Annotated in this window: 15 protein-coding genes; 12 read left to right on the top strand and 3 right to left on the bottom strand. The window is 36.5% G+C overall.

From position 1 onward, the window contains the following. Positions 1 to 156 precede the first annotated feature (156 nt). The 5 genes from hemA (at position 157) to ACQ65V_RS04565 (ending at position 5,568) form a co-directional block, all read left to right on the top strand. The gene (gene hemA / locus ACQ65V_RS04545; protein ID WP_430468615.1) at positions 157 to 1,407 is read left to right on the top strand and encodes a glutamyl-tRNA reductase; all 1,251 of its coding nucleotides are present in this window, start codon (positions 157 to 159) and stop codon (positions 1,405 to 1,407) included. Then, on the top strand, positions 1,400 to 2,977 hold the full coding sequence (gene hemC / locus ACQ65V_RS04550; RefSeq protein ID WP_430467046.1) for a hydroxymethylbilane synthase: 1,578 nt from the start codon (positions 1,400 to 1,402) through the stop codon (positions 2,975 to 2,977). Before hemA ends, hemC begins: the two co-directional genes overlap by 8 nt. Before the next feature lie 122 nt (positions 2,978 to 3,099). Further along, on the top strand, positions 3,100 to 4,131 hold the full coding sequence (gene hemE, locus ACQ65V_RS04555; RefSeq protein ID WP_430467047.1) for a uroporphyrinogen decarboxylase: 1,032 nt from the start codon (positions 3,100 to 3,102) through the stop codon (positions 4,129 to 4,131). Between the two features lie 124 nt (positions 4,132 to 4,255). Beyond that, positions 4,256 to 5,026, top strand: coding sequence for an EI24 domain-containing protein (locus ACQ65V_RS04560; protein WP_430467048.1), 771 nt, complete (start codon positions 4,256 to 4,258; stop codon positions 5,024 to 5,026). Then, the gene (locus tag ACQ65V_RS04565) at positions 5,023 to 5,568 is read left to right on the top strand and encodes a GNAT family N-acetyltransferase (RefSeq protein ID WP_430467049.1); all 546 of its coding nucleotides are present in this window, start codon (positions 5,023 to 5,025) and stop codon (positions 5,566 to 5,568) included. The genes ACQ65V_RS04560 and ACQ65V_RS04565 overlap by 4 nt, the downstream gene beginning before the upstream one ends. Before the next feature lie 10 nt (positions 5,569 to 5,578). Here ACQ65V_RS04565 and ACQ65V_RS04570 read toward each other — a convergent pair whose 3' ends face one another. Beyond that, positions 5,579 to 6,472, bottom strand: a complete 894-nt coding sequence (locus tag ACQ65V_RS04570; RefSeq protein ID WP_430467050.1) for a helix-turn-helix transcriptional regulator — start codon at positions 6,470 to 6,472, stop codon at positions 5,579 to 5,581. A 37-nt stretch (positions 6,473 to 6,509) separates the two neighbouring features. Next, positions 6,510 to 7,373: a hypothetical protein gene (locus tag ACQ65V_RS04575; RefSeq protein WP_430467051.1), complete on the bottom strand. Its 864-nt coding sequence runs from the start codon at positions 7,371 to 7,373 to the stop codon at positions 6,510 to 6,512. 173 nt (positions 7,374 to 7,546) lie between these two features. On the opposite strand from ACQ65V_RS04575, the gene hemF reads away from it, so the two are divergent. The 7 genes from hemF to ACQ65V_RS04610 all read left to right on the top strand — a co-directional run bounded on the left by hemF (position 7,547) and on the right by ACQ65V_RS04610 (position 13,825). After that, entirely contained in the window at positions 7,547 to 8,449 is a 903-nt protein-coding gene (hemF, locus tag ACQ65V_RS04580; RefSeq protein ID WP_430467052.1) for an oxygen-dependent coproporphyrinogen oxidase, read from the top strand. 63 nt (positions 8,450 to 8,512) lie between these two features. Next, complete coding sequence (gene hemB / locus ACQ65V_RS04585) at positions 8,513 to 9,502, top strand: porphobilinogen synthase (RefSeq protein WP_430467053.1); 990 nt, start codon at positions 8,513 to 8,515, stop codon at positions 9,500 to 9,502. A 29-nt stretch (positions 9,503 to 9,531) separates the two neighbouring features. Further along, positions 9,532 to 10,650: a CNNM domain-containing protein gene (locus ACQ65V_RS04590; RefSeq protein WP_430467054.1), complete on the top strand. Its 1,119-nt coding sequence runs from the start codon at positions 9,532 to 9,534 to the stop codon at positions 10,648 to 10,650. Next, positions 10,650 to 11,123 carry a methylated-DNA--[protein]-cysteine S-methyltransferase gene (locus ACQ65V_RS04595; RefSeq protein ID WP_430467055.1) on the top strand — a complete coding sequence of 158 codons (474 nt, stop codon included), beginning with the start codon at positions 10,650 to 10,652 and terminating at the stop codon, positions 11,121 to 11,123. The genes ACQ65V_RS04590 and ACQ65V_RS04595 overlap by 1 nt, the downstream gene beginning before the upstream one ends. Before the next feature lie 37 nt (positions 11,124 to 11,160). Beyond that, complete coding sequence (locus ACQ65V_RS04600) at positions 11,161 to 12,327, top strand: serine hydrolase domain-containing protein (RefSeq protein WP_430467056.1); 1,167 nt, start codon at positions 11,161 to 11,163, stop codon at positions 12,325 to 12,327. 203 nt (positions 12,328 to 12,530) lie between these two features. After that, positions 12,531 to 13,025 (top strand): CPBP family intramembrane glutamic endopeptidase, encoded by a 495-nt coding sequence (locus ACQ65V_RS04605; RefSeq protein ID WP_430467057.1) that lies wholly within the window; start codon positions 12,531 to 12,533, stop codon positions 13,023 to 13,025. An 86-nt stretch (positions 13,026 to 13,111) separates the two neighbouring features. Next, a complete protein-coding gene (locus ACQ65V_RS04610; protein ID WP_430467058.1) occupies positions 13,112 to 13,825 on the top strand; it encodes a 3'-5' exonuclease in 714 nt (237 codons plus the stop codon). A 54-nt stretch (positions 13,826 to 13,879) separates the two neighbouring features. Here the strand turns inward: ACQ65V_RS04610 and ACQ65V_RS04615 are convergent, their stop codons facing one another. Next, positions 13,880 to 18,574 (bottom strand): immunoglobulin-like domain-containing protein, encoded by a 4,695-nt coding sequence (locus tag ACQ65V_RS04615; RefSeq protein ID WP_430467059.1) that lies wholly within the window; start codon positions 18,572 to 18,574, stop codon positions 13,880 to 13,882. Positions 18,575 to 18,732 lie beyond the last annotated feature (158 nt).

Below are 18,732 nucleotides of genomic sequence, written 5' to 3' on the forward strand. Positions count from 1 at the left end.
CCTAATTTTACTGTAAAAGTATGATAAAAATCATGTTTTAGTAAAAAACAAACCAAAAAAACCAGAAACGATACTTTAAGTTCTTCTAGCGTTATTTTTTCTTCATTAAGCAAATTATTTTTGTCCAGCTTAATACACAAAGCGTTTATTGCCCTAATGCAACAACAAAAAAGCACATATTTTTATGCCGTTGGCCTTAGCTACAAAAAAGCTGATGCTGAAGTTCGTGGTCATTTTAGTCTAAGTGATACGGCTAAGCAAAATTTGTTGAACCAAGCCAAGCATAACGGTATTGAAAGTGTTTTAGTGACTTCCACTTGCAACAGAACTGAACTTTACGGTTTTGCAGAACACCCTTATCAGCTCATTCAGTTACTTTGTGACAACACCAAAGGAACGGTTGAAGAGTTTCAAGAAGTGGCTTATGTTCACAAAAATAAGGATGCGATAAATCACATGTTCCGAGTAGGCTCTGGATTGGATTCGCAAATTTTGGGCGATTTTGAAATTATTAGTCAGCTTAAATTCAGTGCGCGTGCTTCAAAAAAGGAAGGGCTTCTCAACTCGTATATGGAGCGTTTGGTCAATTCCGTCATTCAAGCCAGTAAGCGCATTAAGAATGAAACGGAACTGTCTTCTGGAGCAACATCAGTATCCTTCGCCTCTGTTCAATACATCATGAACAACGTTGAAGCGATTTCAGATAAGAACATCTTGCTTTTCGGAACTGGTAAAATTGGAAGAAACACCTGTGAAAATTTAGTGAAGCACACCAAGAATTCACATATTACGCTTATCAATAGAACCAAAACAAAAGCTGAAGAAGTTGCCGGAAAATTCAACCTCATCGTAAAAGATTATCAAAACCTTGAAGCCGAAATCAATGCATCAGATATCGTAATTGTTGCTACAGGTGCTGAAAACCCTACGGTTTACAAATCGTTAATTTCTACTCAAAAACCTTTATTGGTATTGGATTTATCGATTCCGAAAAACGTAAATGAAGATATTCGCGAATTATCAAATGTAACATTGGTTCATTTAGATGATTTGGCAAAAATCACTGATGACACCCTTGAAAAGCGAAAAGCGTACATCCCAAATGCTGAAGCGATTATTACTGAGATCACAAACGAATTTAATGCTTGGTTAGACACCTTAAAATTTGTGCCTACCATTCAAGCCATCAAACATAAATTAACGGATTTTAAAAATTCCGAACTTAATACCCAGCGTAAAAAACTCAGCGACTTCAATGAAGACCAAGCCGAGTTGATTACGTCAAATATCATTCAGAAAATTACCAACCAATTCGCGCATCATTTACGCGAAGATGGTAACACTTCAGACGAAAGCATTGAGCTTATCAAGAAAATTTTTCAGTTAGAAAACACTAGTAATGTCTAAAATTATTCGCATTGGCACACGCGACAGCCAACTCGCTATGTGGCAAGCAAAAACTGTACAAGCACAGTTAGAAAACCTTGGCCATAAAACTGTATTGGTACCTGTAAAATCTACAGGCGATTTGGTTTTAGACAAGCCACTTTACGAACTTGGCATTACAGGTATTTTCACAAAAACCCTAGATATTGCTATGCTTAATGGCGATATCGATATTGCCGTACATTCATTAAAAGACGTGCCAACCGTTTTGCCAAAAGGCATTGTACAAGCGGCAGTCTTAAAGCGTGGAAATATTAACGACACTTTGGTTTTTAAGAAGAACGAAGAGTTTCTATCTACAAAAGATGCTGTTATTGCCACAGGAAGTTTACGTCGTAGAGCGCAGTGGCTCAATCAATATCCTACACACAAAGTCGTTGGGTTGCGTGGCAACGTCAATTCCCGATTAGAGAAGTTAGAGGATAATGAAGATTGGGATGCTGCTATTTTTGCAGCAGCAGGATTGGGACGGTTGAATATTAGACCAGAAAATTCAATTAATCTACATTGGATGATTCCTGCACCAGCACAAGGAGCCGTTATGGTTGCTGCTCTGGAGGATGATGAAGAGACACTAGCAGCATGTGCGGAAATCAATCATGAGGAAACCGAAATTTGCACATCTATTGAGCGCGAATTTTTAAACAGACTCGAAGGAGGCTGTACTGCACCAATCGGAGCTTTAGCGTTTATAAAAAACGAGGAAATCAACTTTAAAAGCGTTTTGCTCAGTAAAGATGGTTCGAGGAAAATTGAATTTTCTAAAGTTGTGCCGCTAGACCAAAAAGATGATTTGGCAAAGTTTGCCGCTGATTACGTGATTGAAAAAGGTGGAAAAAAGCTGATTGACCAAGTTAAGCGCAGTGAAAAAGAAATAAATATCTATTCCACTAAAAAGTTAACGGATGACCAGATGATGCTGTTTCACAATGACGTTATTGCTGATAGTAATGATGCTATAAAAATCAGTTTGAACCGTATTCCTAAAACTATTGTTCGAAACGAAATTGAGAATGTCATCATTACCAGCAAAAATGCTGTTGAAGCATTATTGCACAATTTTTCAGCTCCCGAATTGCAATTCAAAAACATCTATTGTGTCGGTCGAAGAACCAAGCGCATGATTGAAAGGCGTATTGGTAAAGTAAAGCACACGGAAGCCAACGCTAAAAAATTAGCTGAGCATTTAGTGGAATTTATGGAGGGTACTGAAGTCACATTTTTCTGCAGTGATTTGAGGTTGGATGATTTACCAAATACCTTAACTGAAAACAACATCACAGTCAACGAAGTTGAGGCTTATCAAACCAAATTTGATGCAGATAAAGTTGAAGCAGAATTAGATGGTGTGATGTTTTATAGCCCTTCTACTGTTGAAAGTTTCTTAAAGCAAAATAAAACCAGTGGTATTGCTTTTTGTATTGGAGAAACGACGGCTAAAGAAGCTAAAAAGTATTTTGAAGACGTACGTGTGGCAAAAGTGCCGACTGTTGAGAGTGTTATTGAGTTGGTGAATGAATATTATGTTTAAAAGCCCATCCTAGCCTTCCTAGAGGGAAGGAAATGGAAGCGCAAAAAACATGACCTTGCAGATCTGAGATGTAATAACTTAAAGTTTAATTAAAAAGATTCCCGTTTTCAAGGGAAGTGAGCATGATAAAAAACGATTTATTCCTAAGAGCATTAAAAGGTGAAACCGTTGAGCGTCCACCAGTTTGGATGATGCGCCAAGCAGGTCGATATTTGCCAGAGTTTATGGAAATCAAGAAAAAATATGATTTCTTTACGCGTTGCCAAACACCAGAGTTAGCTAGTGAAATTACAGTTCAACCCATTAGACGTTATGGGATGGATGCTGCTATATTGTTTTCAGATATTTTGGTGATTCCACAAGCGATGAATATTGAGGTGCAGATGAAACCCAATTTTGGACCGTACTTGCCAAATCCTGTGCGTTCTCAAAAAGATGTGGATAATGTTATCGTTCCGGATGTAAAAGAAGAACTGAATTATGTTTACGAAGCTATAAAAGCGACTAAGGAAAAATTGAATGACGAGATTCCGTTAATCGGTTTTGCAGGTTCACCTTGGACGATTCTTTGTTATTGCGTACAAGGACAAGGCTCTAAAAACTTTGATAAAGCCAAGGAATTCTGTTTTACAAACCCTATTGCAGCACATCAATTATTACAGAAAATCACAGATACAACTATTGCTTATCTTAAAGAAAAAGTAAAAGCAGGTTGTAATGCCGTACAAGTGTTTGATTCTTGGGGAGGCATGTTATCACCAGTAGATTACCAAGAGTTTTCGTGGCAATATATTCAGCAGATTATTGATGCGTTAAAAGAGGACACTCCAGTAATTGCTTTTGGAAAAGGCTGTTGGTTCGCTTTAAATGAAATGTCTAAATCTGGAGCATCAGCTTTAGGTGTTGACTGGACCTGTTCTGCAAGAAATGCACGTTATTTAACTGGAGGCAACATCACGCTACAAGGTAATTTTGACCCAACTCGATTATTTTCACCTCCTTCAGAAATTAAAAAAATGGTGACCCAAATGATCAATGAGTTTGGAAAAGATAAATACATTGTAAATTTAGGTCATGGTATTTTGCCAAATATTCCGTTGGAAAATGCAAAGGCATTTATTGATGCAGTGAAGGAATATAAAAGCCCGTCCTAGCCTTCTAAGGAACGCTTACTCAAACACAAAGAGGTGGAAAGTTTTTTTGTAATTTGTAACTTTAAAAGTTGAATTAATTACTATATAAATTCCTTTTCTTCTGGGAAGGATTAGGAAAAGGCTTATGTTTAGAAACATACTTAAAGGCATACAAGCATACTCGGGTGCGCTGGCACTGATTTCAAAATTAAAACTTTGGAAATACTTTGCCATACCTATTGCCATCAGTATTATTACAGCTACTATAATTGGTTTTTCTGCTTATGGACTTTCAGATAATATTGGAAGGTTCGTAGCTAGAATCTGGATTTGGGATTGGGGAAAGGAAACCTTTACCGCGATCTCTACCTTTATAGGAGCCATAGTGATTATCGCCATTGGTTTGATTCTTTACAAACACATCATCATGGCATTATCCGCGCCGTTTATGAGTCCGGTTTCAGAAAAAATTGAAACGCATTTAACAGGTGTAGAATCACATCAGCATCGCAATACAACCTTTAAAGAGCAATTATGGCGAGGTATAAGAATCAACGTTAGAAACTTAGGTAAGGAACTGTTGATTACGATTCCTATTTTAATATTGAAGTTTATACCAGTGGTCAATATTTTTTCAACGGTTTTGCTGTTTTTAGTTCAAGCCTATTATGCTGGTTTTGGTAATATGGATTATACTTTGGAACGCCATTTTAAGTATCGCGAAAGCATTCGTTTTGTAAGGCAACATAGAGGTGTTGCGATTGGCAATGGTATTATTTTTATTCTATTTTTATTGATTCCTGTTATTGGTGTGATTTTAGTTTTACCGATGAGCGTAACAGCTGCATCATTAAAAACAGTGAACCTTCTTAAAGAACAGGGAGTGCTTCTAGAATCAGAAGAACTTATGGCATGATCGCTCAGTTCAATGGTTTTGAAATAAACCCGGTCCATTCTGGAGATGCTTGGAAAATCTGTGATTTTTGTGTCGTTAATGCCTATCGATTGAAACGCTTTTTCCCGAAGACCTTGGAGCAAAATTTAAATCCGACCTTGTCACAGATATTTGTAGATAAGAAGGTAAAACAATTTCAGAACCGAGATGAATTCCTGTTTACTTTAAAAGATTCTGAAACCAGAAAACTTGCAGCTCTTATCTATTTAAAAGAACTTGATTGGCAAAAGAAACAAGGTGAATTTGCTTATGCCACAGATTATAATTTTGAAGGTCAAGGATTGGCAACTAAGTCCATAAAGGTTTTGTCTGAATACGCTTTTAATAGTTTAGAGTTGGAATCGCTTCAAATTATAGCACACAAAGAAAATTTATCAAGTATTAAAGTGGCTACAAATAATGGTTTTAAATGGCAGAAAACATTATTAAATGAATTTGCTCCTCCTAATGAACACGTTTTAGATATGGAGCTGTATGAACTTTCCTATCAAATTGCGCTTTAGTGACATCTAATTAAAAGCTCATAATATGCTTTTCCAAATTTTCATCAGAAGATAGGTTTAATTTTTTTCGAAGTCGATACCTAGCTTTCTTTACTCCTTCAGTTGATATATTTAACAAAGAGGCTATTGTACTGGTATCAAATTTCATTTTCAACAGCGCAATTAATCTGATATCGTTCTTCGTTAAATCATCATAAAGTTCTGTAATCCTGTTAAAAAAATCTGGATTCATTTCCATGAATTGCGTTGTAAATTGCTCCCAATTATCATCAATTTGTTTGTCAAAACGCAACTTATTTAGAAGATGGTTTACCTCGTTGATATTAGAGTCTTTTTTTAAATTATTCAGATCCTCTTTAAGTTCATTTAGCATTTCGTTTTTCTGAGCAATATGAAGTGCTTTTGAGGCTAATTCACGTTTTTGATGTTCAATCTTTTGGTTGAGATTATCATTTTCAAGTTCCTTTACTTTTGTGATAGCCTTTTGTTTGGTTGCTCTTAATCTAAACTTATTGATGAGCGCATAAGCGATGGCACCTAATAGCAATAAAGTGATGAGCAAGGCTATATTTCGGTTGTTTGCAGCCCTATTTTTGGTTGTTAGGAGATCATTTTCCTGTTGTTGAATCTTAATCTGGTTTTCGCGCTTTTCAGCTTCATAAAATTTTTCGAGTGCCGCAACTTCTTTTAATTTTTCTTCGCCTAAAAGGCTATCTTTCAATTTTATGTAATCTAAAAAGGCATCATGGCTTTGGTCGTTTCTTCCAACGTCGTGGCTAGCTTTTGCCAGAGTCAACAGACTATTCAACCTTTCATAATTATTACCAATGGATTTTGATATAGAGTCTGATTTTAATGCGTAGAAATACGCAATATCAGGCGTTTTTTTCCCTTTGTAAGCCAAAACCAAAAAATTATACAGATTGATGTTTAGACTTCTATCACCTATATTTCTGTTGTTGAATATTTAAATTACCATAATGTTGATATACATAAGCATTGGCAAGCTGATGCCTGTTTTCAACAATTTTATGTGCAATAGGCAAATATTTTATGACGCTGTCTGTTTCCATGATGTCCAAATAAGATGAACACATATCGATTAATGCCACTGCATAATTTAAATCCTTTCCTGACTCTTTATAAATTAGTGCAGCCTTTTTTGTCACTGCTATTGATTTTTCATCTTCTTGTAAGTTAGAATAGACAATTGCCAAATCGAGGTTGACCATGGCCATTCCTAAAGAATCATTAATCTTTGCATAGTTCTTTTCAGAATCGATAAGGTTGCTTAAGGCATTTTTATAATTGGCGGCGTTTATATATGCGGCACCCAAAAAAGACTGTGCATGTGCAATGTGTTTTAATTCACCACATTCTTTAGCGAGATCTAACCCATGTTTTGCAAGGTCTAACAAATTTTTACCGTCTTGAAAAAGAGCAAATCGCGTTAAGTTAAACAGACTAACAACTTGTTTACAGACATCACCAGAAGCCTCAATTCTATTATACCCTTTTTGATGTGTTTGTCTAGAAATGCTGTCCCAATGCCCCATATCTTGTCGGAGGTTGGCGAATTTGTGGTAGAATTCACCAGCTATGGTATCATTTTCTATCTTTTCAATAGAAGTAATAGCCCTTTCAATTCTAACTAAATTAGATTCAGTATTCTTTAAATTAGATTTTATGTCTTTATAAATACTATCTAAATCAGCTTGGTCATAAAACTCACTTTGAGCTAGGATAGAAAAAGAAAAAAAGCTGAAAATTAAAGCACAACAGGTTTTTACAACTTGCACTCTCATATTTAATTGACGGATAATTAATTTATTAATAAAAGTAAGACTTTTTCAAGGATTAAAAAATGAAGTTGTCATTTATAAATTTCTAGTTTATAAAATCCCCTTGAGATAGTTCTATTGTTGTATTTTTGCCATGTATAATCAAGTCTCTAAAATAGGGTTAGCAAACCTACATAATGAAAGACAAATTCTTCAACTACATACACGAACTACAAGACACCATTATTTCTAAACTTGAAGCTATTGACGGTAAAGCCAAATTCCAAGAAGATATCTGGGAACGTCCAGAAGGCGGTGGCGGAAGAACACGAGTCATTGAAAACGGTAACGTCTTTGAAAAAGGAGGAGTCAATATTTCTGGTGTTCATGGAAAATTACCAGACAGTATGCAGAAATATTTTGGTGTAGAAGATGCCGATTTTTTTGCCTGTGGATTGAGCTTAGTATTACATCCCAAAAATCCAATGGTGCCAACAGTGCATGCGAATTGGCGCTATTTTGAGATGTACGATCAGGAAGGCAACATCGTAGACCAATGGTTCGGAGGCGGACAAGATTTAACGCCTTATTATTTGTTTGAAGAAGATGCCAAACATTTCCATCAAACCTGTAAAACGGCCTGTGATAAACATAACCCAGAATTCTACCCAAAATACAAAGCAAGATGCGATGAGTATTTTTACAATGCACATCGAAATGAAGGTCGTGGCATAGGTGGTTTATTCTTTGATTATTGCAAAGCTACAGAAGATATGAGCATGCAAAACTGGTACGCCTTCGTTACTGAAGTTGGCAATAGTTTCCTCGATGCTTATATTCCAATAGTTGAAAAACGAAAAGATTTACCATATACTAAAGCGCAACGCGATTGGCAAGAAATACGTCGTGGACGCTATGTGGAATTCAATTTGGTGCATGATAAAGGCACATTATTCGGATTAAAAACAAACGGAAGAATTGAAAGTATTTTGATGAGTTTGCCACCACATGTGCAATGGGTTTATGACCACCATCCTGAAAAAGGAAGTGAAGAAGAGAAATTGATACAAGTATTACAGCATCCAAAAGAATGGGTTTAACATAAAATTGAATGTTAGGTTGAGCGCAATCGAAACCTAATTCAATAACTAAAAACATTGACTATGTTTCCTATAAGAAGAAACCGAAGATTACGAACAAACGAAGCCATTAGAAGTTTAGTAAGGGAAACCTACATCACTCCAAATGACTTTTTAGTACCATTATTTATAGTCGAAGGCAAAGGTGTTAAAGAAGAAATCGCCTCAATGCCTAATTACTATCGTTTCAGTTTGGATTTACTGAAAGATGAAGTAAAAACACTTTGGAGCTTAGGCTTAAAATCAGTGTTGCTTTTCGTAAAAGTTGAAGACAACTTAAAAGACAACAAGGGCACAGAAGCTTTAAACCAAAACGGATTAATGCAGCGTGCCATAAAAACCGTAAAAGACGTTTGCCCAGATATGTTGGTGATGACCGATGTGGCTTTAGATCCCTTTTCATCTTACGGACACGATGGCATTATCGAAAACGGAAAAATAATGAACGATACTACTGTTGAAGTATTAGCCGAAATGAGTATTTCCCATGCTGAGGCTGGTGCCGATTTTGTTGCACCTAGCGACATGATGGACGGAAGAATTATTGGAATTAGAGAGGGCTTAGACCAATCTAACTTTATTGATGTTGGTATTATGAGCTATTCTGCTAAATATGCTTCGGCTTTTTATGGCCCATTTCGAGACGCTTTAGATTCTGCACCTGTGGATATGGTAGATGTACCAAAGGATAAAAAAACGTATCAAATGGACTTTGCTAATAGAGATGAAGCCATTAAGGAAACCGAAATGGATATTAACGAAGGTGCTGATATCGTTATGGTTAAGCCTGGTTTATGCTATCTAGATATTGTACGTGATATTAAAAACACATTTAATGTGCCTTTGGCTGTTTATCAAGTGTCCGGTGAGTATGCCATGCTTAAAGCAGCTGCGAAAAAAGGCTGGTTAGACCATGATGCGGTAATGCTTGAGCAAGTGACGTCTATTAAACGTGCTGGTGCTGATATTATAGCTTCCTACTTTGCTAAGGATGTTGTAAAATTGATTTCGTAACTTCGCACTAACTAAACTTCAATATATTAATGGGCTTACTCATTTTTTACGCCATAATTTCCATTTTCTTTTCATTTTTATGTTCCATTTTAGAGGCTGTGCTCTTGAGCATCACTCCAACATTCATCAACGTTAAAAAGAAAGAGGGTAAAACTTATGCTAATAATCTGGAAGAATTAAAAAAAGATGTGGATCGCCCTTTAATTGCCATTCTTACGCTTAACACAGTTGCTCATACAGTTGGTGCCATTCTTGTTGGTGTACAAGCAAAGGTGGCTTATGCCGATCTCTATGGAAGTACGCAACGCACTGTTTTAGGCATCGAATTTACCGAGGATATTATGGTTGGTGTAGTATCGACAATAATGACAATATTAATTTTAGTTGCTTCGGAAATCATTCCAAAAACGATTGGTGCAACATATTGGAAACGCTTGGCAAATTTTACATCTAAAGCACTCAATATTCTAATTTTTCCTCTAAAATGGACAGGTATACTTTGGATATTACAACTCACTACTAAACTTATTGGAGGAAAGGGTCATGGTAGTGTATTGAGCCGAGAAGGATTTGTCGCTATGGCGGATATTGCGCACGAAGAAGGTGTTTTTGAGGAAAATGAAAGTAAGGTGATTAAAAATCTACTTAATTTTAAAGAGGTACAAGCCAAAGATATTATGACTCCTCGTACCGTAATGAAATCTGAAGATGAAACCATGTCTGTACGCGATTTTTTTGATGCCAATTCTAATATTCGATTTTCCCGTATTCCTGTTTATACAAAAAACGCAGATAATATTACTGGATTGGTATTAAAGGACGAAGTGTTTAAGGAAATGGGATTGGGCAATGGTGATAAGCTACTCTCTGACATTAAAAGAAGTATCATTGTTGTCAATAGAAGTTTGCCAATTCCGACGCTGTTCAATCAACTTGTGGAAAGTCGAAACCATATGGCCTTGGTGGTTGATGAGTATGGTTCCGTAAGTGGTATTGTTACTATGGAAGACGTAATTGAGACCTTGTTAGGGTTGGAGATTATGGATGAAAGCGATAACGTTTCCGACCTACAAAAGTTAGCCAGAAAAAGCTGGGAATATAGAGCCAAGCGCTTAGGCCTAATAGAAAACGACAATCCAGAAAACTAATGCCAACTTGCTATATTGAAACACCACTTGGGCATGCTAAAATCGTTGGAGATGATGATGGTATCTCATCCGTTTCAATATTAGACTCAAAAGAAGAACTCGTTGAATTTATTCCCGAAGCACTTTTAGACTGTGTGACACAGCTTAAAGCTTATTTTAATAACGAGCTTCAGCATTTCGACTTAAAACTAAATCCTGAAGGCACAGATTTTCAAAAAAAAGTCTGGAAGCAACTTGAGACCATTCCTTACGGTAAAACCATCTCTTATTTAGAGTTGTCTAAACAAATGGGCGACGTAAAAGCTATTCGTGCTGTTGCTGGTGCCAATGGAAAAAATCCACTTTGGATTATTGTGCCTTGTCATCGTGTTATTGGAAGTGATGGAAGTTTAACAGGTTATGCAGGTGGATTGCATAGAAAACAATGGTTGCTCAATCACGAAAGCGAACACAAGCAACAAACACTTTTTTAAATTCACTTTTACTATATTTAGTGCTTAAATTTTCTTTATGAAATTCCTCAAAAAACTATTAAAGGTTTTAGTCATCTTTTTCGGATTGCTAATTGCCATACTTTACATCACAGATACCGATTACCTCATCAAAGCGGTAAGAACTATTTACATGAAAGGCCATACCACTGCCTTTTTAGAGGATTACAAGAAATTCGACAACCAAGCCATAGAGGCAAGTGATAATCCACAACCATGGCCAAACCATAAAGATTATAACTCAGTTGAACCCACTAAAGAATTAGCCAAGGCTAATAAAGATTGGGGAACGGTTGCCTATGTCATTATTAAAAATGACAGCATTTGGTTTGAAGACTACTACGACGGTTTTAATGAAGATTCAAAATCGAATTCGTTTTCAATGGCTAAAAGTTATGTGTCTGGTTTAATGTTTAAAGCGATTCAAGATGGTTATATTAAAAGTTTAGACCAACCAGTTTGTGATTTTTTACCTGCGTTTTGCGAAGGTAATGCAGCAAAAATGACGGTTGGCGATTTAAGCAGCATGGCATCTGGCACCAATTGGGACGAAGCGTATTATTCGCCATTATCCATAACAACCCGAGCTTATTTTGATGATGATTTAGCCAAAGTAATGAACGGTCTAAAAATGGAAACCGAGCCAGGACAGGCTTTTAAATACGCTAGCGGAGACACACAAATGTTAGCTATGGTTATTGAAGAAGCTACAGGCAAAAAGCTCTACGATTATTTTGAAGAAAGCTTTTGGAAACCTTTAGGTTCAGAAAATTCAACCTTATGGCAAGTGGATAGTGAAGACCATGATTTGGTAAAAGCCTATTGTTGTATTGCCAGTAACGCAAAGGATTTTGCACGTTATGGTAAACTATTTAAAGACCATGGTAAATGGAACGGGAAGCAAATTTTAGATTCCAGTTATGTTGCTTTGTCCGTGAAACCTAGATTTAAGGATAGTCCAGAATATGGCTATGGTTGGTGGCTACACCGTCAAATAGGCAAGGATTTCTTTATGATGCGTGGTCATTTGGGTCAGTACGTTATTGTTCAACCAGAAGATAATGTTATCATAGTACGTTTAGGGCATCAAAAATCGCCAAACCTGGCGAGTGACGGTATTTATACTTATGATATTAGTTTATATATTGATGAGGCTTATGAGATGATGAATAAAATTTCTAAATAGACTTTTGTATGCTAGGAATTTTAGTCTTGTTAGCTACGTCGTGGCTATTACTTTACCTTGTAGAAAAGAAATCCATTTTAGCACTCGGTTTCCTTCCTGTTTTAAATCGGCTTCAACAATTCATTACTGGTTTTCTTATTACTGCTGTACTCTGCGTAATTGTTCAATATCTAGAAAGCCTTTTGAAAACCTCACATTTTGTTTTGAGTGAAAATTTTTCAATACAACTTCTCTTTGAAGCTTTTTGGTGGGACATAAAATCTGTTTTTACGGAAGAATTAATTTTTCGCGGTGCTTTGTTATACATTTTAATTAAAAAATTAGGCTCAAAAATTTCAATCTCAATTTCTGCAGTGGCTTTTGGTATTTATCATTGGTTTACATTTGGAGTTTTAGGTAACCCATTGGCAATGCTAATGGTGTTTTTAGGAACTGGCCTTATGGGATATGCATGGGCTTTGGCTTTTTACAAAACTAAATCTATAATGCTTGCTTTCGGCTTGCACCTTGGATGGAATTTTACTTATAACACTGTATTTTCAAAAGGTCCATTAGGAGATATAATATATATTTCTCAGGGAGGAAATGAACTTACAGGCTGGCTTTCATTTTTAAATTTTTCTATGGGAATGTTAATAGTGCCGACCATTGTTTTAATATATGTTAGCTATTTTACAAAAAACACTAACCCTATCTAAACCCGTATCTAATTGTTCTTGAATTTGTTATATTTGACTTAAGATGAAAAACTCTTACAGCATTTATTGTGCCTTTATAAGCTATTATGATTAGTAAACTCAACCTAGAAAACATATTGTTCCTAGATATAGAAACGGTTCCTGAAACGGAAAATTTCTCGGATTTAGACCAAACCAAACAAGAGCTTTGGGACGCCAAATCAAAATATCAACGAAAGGAGGAGTTTACTGCTGAAGAGTTCTATGATAGAGCTGGCATTTGGGCTGAGTTTGGGAAAATCATTTGCATTTCGGTTGGTTATTTTAATATTGAGGGTGATATAAGAACATTCCGAGTGACCTCTTTCTATGGTGACGAAATAAAGATTCTTAAAGACTTTAAAAACCTCATCATTTCACATTTTAGCCAAAACAAGCATTTACTTTGTGCGCACAATGGTAAGGAATTCGATTTCCCTTATATCGCAAGACGGATGATAATTCATAATATAGAATTGCCATACAAACTCAACCTCTTCGGTAAAAAACCTTGGGAAGTTCCTCATCTCGATACTTTAGAACTCTGGAAATTTGGTGATTATAAAACCTACACATCTTTAAAATTGCTTACCAATGTTTTAGGCATTCCATCACCCAAAGACGATATAGATGGGAGCGAAGTCTATCGTGTATATTACAAAGACAATGACATAGACCGAATTATTAATTATTGCGAAAAAGACACCATAGCTGTTGCTCAAATTTTCTTACGCCTTCGTGGTGATGAACTGCTTCATGACAATGAAATAAAACACATATAAAAAAACCCAGAAGCTTAACGCTTCTGGGTTTTCTTCTTAAAGGGTCTTGCTTAATTAGTTCTTAATAAAGCGTTTCATAAAAGTTTTATCAGCTTTTACAAATCTAATATGATATACACCAGCATCTAGAGTACTTACATCTATACTTTTATTTGTAAGCTTCCCTCGTGATATCATTTGACCGATAGAATTATATACTTCATAGCTAATATCTGTAAACTGAGTTTGTACATTTAATGATGTACCTTTTACAGGGTTAGGATAGATACGAATATCATCATTCAATACAACAGCGGTGTCTTTTTCATCTTTTGAAGAACTAGTTGTCGTTAAATTAATATTATCTATAGCTATATCTGCTTGCCATGTGCCACCAGTTAATCTATTAAAGCGAAGTTGAACGCTTCCACCTGCATAAGCCGATAGACTAACTGTTTGCGACTGCCATGAGTTACCTAAGTTTCCTGAGCTATTCCATATACTTGACCAAGTATTTCCGTTATCATTACTGGCTTCTAAATTTAGGGTTCCCATATTATTAGAGCCGTATTGGTGGTAATTAAAACTGAAATCTGCATCAGATTCATTTGATAAATCAAAACATGGTGAGTTGATAATTGCGCGTTTATTAGGATATCCTGTATTGTTCCCTGAAGCTTCAACATAGATATAATAGCTTCCTTGAATTGCACTCGATGGTCCCGTACCGTTCGAAGGTGTGCCGTTGGCATCCACGGTCCAGTTTAAATCATCTGCACCAGACTGTGTCCAAGCACCAAGAGTGTTTTCAAAACCTTCAGAATAAGGGAATGAAGAGATTCCACCAGAACAACCCACGACCTGAGGCTCTCCTTCGGTTAAACTAACATCGTCAATTGCAATATCTGCTTGCCACGTGCCACCAGTAATTCTATTAAAGCGTAATTGAATACTTCCGCCAACATAGGCATCTAGGTTTACATTTGCTGTTTGCCATGAGTTACCCAAATTCCCTGAACTATTCCATACTGAAGACCAAGATGCTCCATCATCATCACTAACTTCCAAATCAATTTGCCCCATATTTGATGAACCGTATTGATGATATTTAAAGTTGAATGATGCTTCGCTCAATCCTGATAAGTTAAAGCATGGAGAATTTAAAATTGCTCTTTTGTTTGGATAGCCAACGTTATTTCCAGAGGCTTCTACATAAATATAATAGTTCCCTTGAAATGCACTTGAAGGCCCTGTACCATTAGATGGAGTTCCGTTTGCATCAACCGTCCAATTGATATCATCGGCATTGGATTGCGTCCAGGCTCCTAATGTGTTTTCAAAACCTTCTGCATAAGGAAATGACGAAATTCCTCCAGAACATCCTGTCGAAGGGTCTGTAACATTTATTGTCCTTACGACTTGGTTTGCCGGATTACCAGCTGAATCACTCACATTGTAATTTCTAAAATAAGTTCCGGCTACTGATGTGTTAACATTTCCTGTAATTACAATATTAGCTGAAATATCACCATCAATATTGTCCGTTGCAGTTGCTCCTTGTTCTACATAATTATCGCCAGTAGTTAAATTAATTACGGATGCGCCAATTAAAGTAATCACTGGAGGTGTTGTGTCGGCAATTACATTCACCGTTCTTGTAACCTCATTGGCTACGTTACCAGCTGCGTCACTCACATTATAAGTCACCACGTAAGTCCCTGCATTATTTGTATCAACTACATCACCACCAATAATTATACTAGATGAAATATTACCGTCGTAATTATCTGTTGCCGTAGCACCTAGTTCGTTATAACTATCACCAACATTCAAGTTTATTGTTCCAGATCCGATCAATGAAATGACAGGTGGTGTTGTATCTGGATTAACGGTAACCGTTCTCGTTACTTCTTGAGCTACATTTCCTGCAGCATCACTAACGTTGTAGGTTACAATATAAGTTCCCTCAGTATTGGTGTCAACGGCATCTCCTCCAATAACAATACTGGCTGTTAAATTTCCATCTACATTATCGGTTGCCGTTGCTCCTAATTCATTATAAGTCTCGCCAAGTTCTAAGCTTACATTAGCTGACCCATTTAAAGTTATTACTGGTGCTTCCGTATCTGGACCAGAACCTTCAATGATGACCGTATAATCCTCAACTTCACCATAAGTAAAACTATCACACGGACCAGGAACTTGATTATAGCGCATTGTCACTCGCATACGAGTTGAGTTTTCAACCGCACCAGAAGGAATTGTAAAGCTTCCACTAACTGATGTTGCCTGTGTATTTCCTTGTGTAAAAACCTGTTCGCCAGCATCCGTAAAATCACCATCTCTGTTGTAATCTATCCAAACTCCGTATGCTTCGTTATAGACCGTTCCTGTCCAAGTCGGAGTTATGGTTATTGTATATTGAGCATCTTTAGTTAAGGTGGTGGAAATTCCTGTAAAATCCGAATAAAATTGGGCACCAGAACTATTATCTATTGTATTCAATTGCACACGGCTAATAAACTCATCATTAACGTTTGTACTTGCAGAATTACAATAGTTTAATTGTACGTCTGTAGTTGTAAAGTTTACCGAACTGCTATATGCAGAATTTGAACCTCCAGAACATTTACTTCTTACTTGTGCTTCGTACTGTGTTAAAGCCGTTAAGCCAGAAAGGTTAGACGATACACCTGTTACAGCAATAGTAGTCCAAGTTGATGTCCCTGATTCTCTATATCTTAAATCGTATGTTGCGCCTGGTACAGCATCCCAGCTTAGAGTAGCTGTAGTTTCTGCTATGTTGGAGGCCGTTAAACTTGTCGGCACTGTTGCATTACAAACCACTGGTGCACCAATGGTAAAATTGCTATTAGAAATATCGAAGAATATATTGTTAGAACCTCTAACCATAATTCTATTTTGATTTCCTTGGTTGTTTGGTACTACAATATCATGCGACCCATCATTTGGTACTCCGGATGCAATTGTTATTGGGTAAGTATCACCACCATCGGTTGATAATAAAATGTCAACATTGGCTGCATTTATTCCATTACCTGTCGTACCTGCAACATCCCAACTTACATTTTGAGTTGTTCCTGCATTCCATGTTACATTGGTGTTGGGTGAGTTTAAAATAAATGGACCTGCTGTACCATTAACCGTAACAACCATATCATCACTATTATTAGTTCCTCCACCAGCTACATTGTCTCTTACCGTAAGCCTAAAATTTAATGTTCTTGCTACATTAGGCACCGCTTCCCATTGCCAAGATGTTGCTCCAGCTTTTATAGTTTGTAGTCTTGGTAAGTAACGATTAGGATTGGTTGTAGGCTCATAAGCTCTAAAGGCCACGCCTGTTGTTGCTGTTGTGCTAGGGTATGTGGATGAGGCATTGTTTTCGTCCATTTGCTCCCAAGAATAAGTTAATACATCACCAGTGTCTACATCTGTTGCTGAACCTTCGAGAACAAAAGGCGTTCCTCTTGGAATTGTATAATTAGAACCTGCATTTACAACTGGTACTGCATTGCCTGTATTGGTATTGGTTTGGCAACTTGTGCCTTTTATATAATCTGTTACTTGCTCTATAGAAACAGCATGGAAGTTTGGGTGAACATTAGGCTGCACATCTGTTGCTCCTGTGATACCAGCATAACTCATAATAGTAGAACCACTACCTGGTTCTACCTGTACATTTGTACCTTCATTTCCTCCATGAGTCCATGTATGGTTGGCACCAAACTGATGGCCCAACTCGTGTGCTACATAATCAACATCAAAGAAATCCCCTTCAGGAATCGTAGCAGAAGTCCAACCGCTACCCTTTTGACCATTAACGCAGACACATCCTATACAACCAGCATTACCATTGTTTTGAAGATTTGCAAATAAATGACCAACATCATAATTAGCCTCTCCAATTACATTTGTGAGGGTATTTTGTAAAGCGCTATTATATCCACTAGTTGTATTTCCATAAGGATCAGAAGACGTGCTGGTATAAATAACATCATCTGTATTAGCTATTAAGATCATGGTGACATTAAAATCCACTTCAAAGATACCATTGACTCTAGTCATGGTTGTATTAATGGCTGCTAATGCCTGAGCTTTTGTTCCTCCATGAAACTGTGTATATTCTCCCGTTGCTGAAACCGCCAAACGGTAAGTTCTTAAAATAGAATCATCTGCATTTCTTAAAGCTGTATTACTGATTGTGTTGTTTATTTGCTCAGTTACAGAACACTCAAAATCATTATCCGTATTTATTCGGTTTTTTCTATTGAAAACAATGTAGCTATTAGACCCTTGCGTTGCTTGTTCAATAAATGTATTTCTTCCATTTGAAGATAGTATCATTCCGCTAAAACCGTAAGGTGATAAACTGAATCTTAATACAGACGAAGCATCGTCAATACCTTGACCAACGTATGATCTAATTTCTGGAAAACGTTCTTGTAAATCTGGATGCATTATAGAGGCTTCCTTAATAGAAAAGCGTTCTAGTTTTCCTTCGGAATTAGGAAATGATAAAATTGTGTTAGACGAGACAGAAAAATCGTTTCGTTGAGCAACATTCTTAAGCGATTGCCTAAGCGCGTCAGTGTTCAAACTAAACGTTTGAAACGTTTTTAATGATTGGTGGTTTTCTTGTAAAACAGTTGTGGCATTAGAAGTTTGTTTTTGCCATAAAGTTGTGTTTTGAGTCCACGCGATGGTAGTGTTCATCATTACGATGAGTAACAGTAATTTAATTTTCATAATATGCTGAGGTTTATGGATTAATTAATAGCATTCATCTCTGAAATTAATTAATTATGTCATTTAAAATTGCAGTGTTAATAACTTATTGCCTTAAAACCGAAAATGTGCGGAAAAACCGTAACATAAAGTAAGAATGCATTTACTTATTAGCAACT

It is taken from the genome of Winogradskyella ouciana (assembly GCF_965284585.1).
Taxonomy (GTDB): domain Bacteria; phylum Bacteroidota; class Bacteroidia; order Flavobacteriales; family Flavobacteriaceae; genus Winogradskyella; species Winogradskyella ouciana.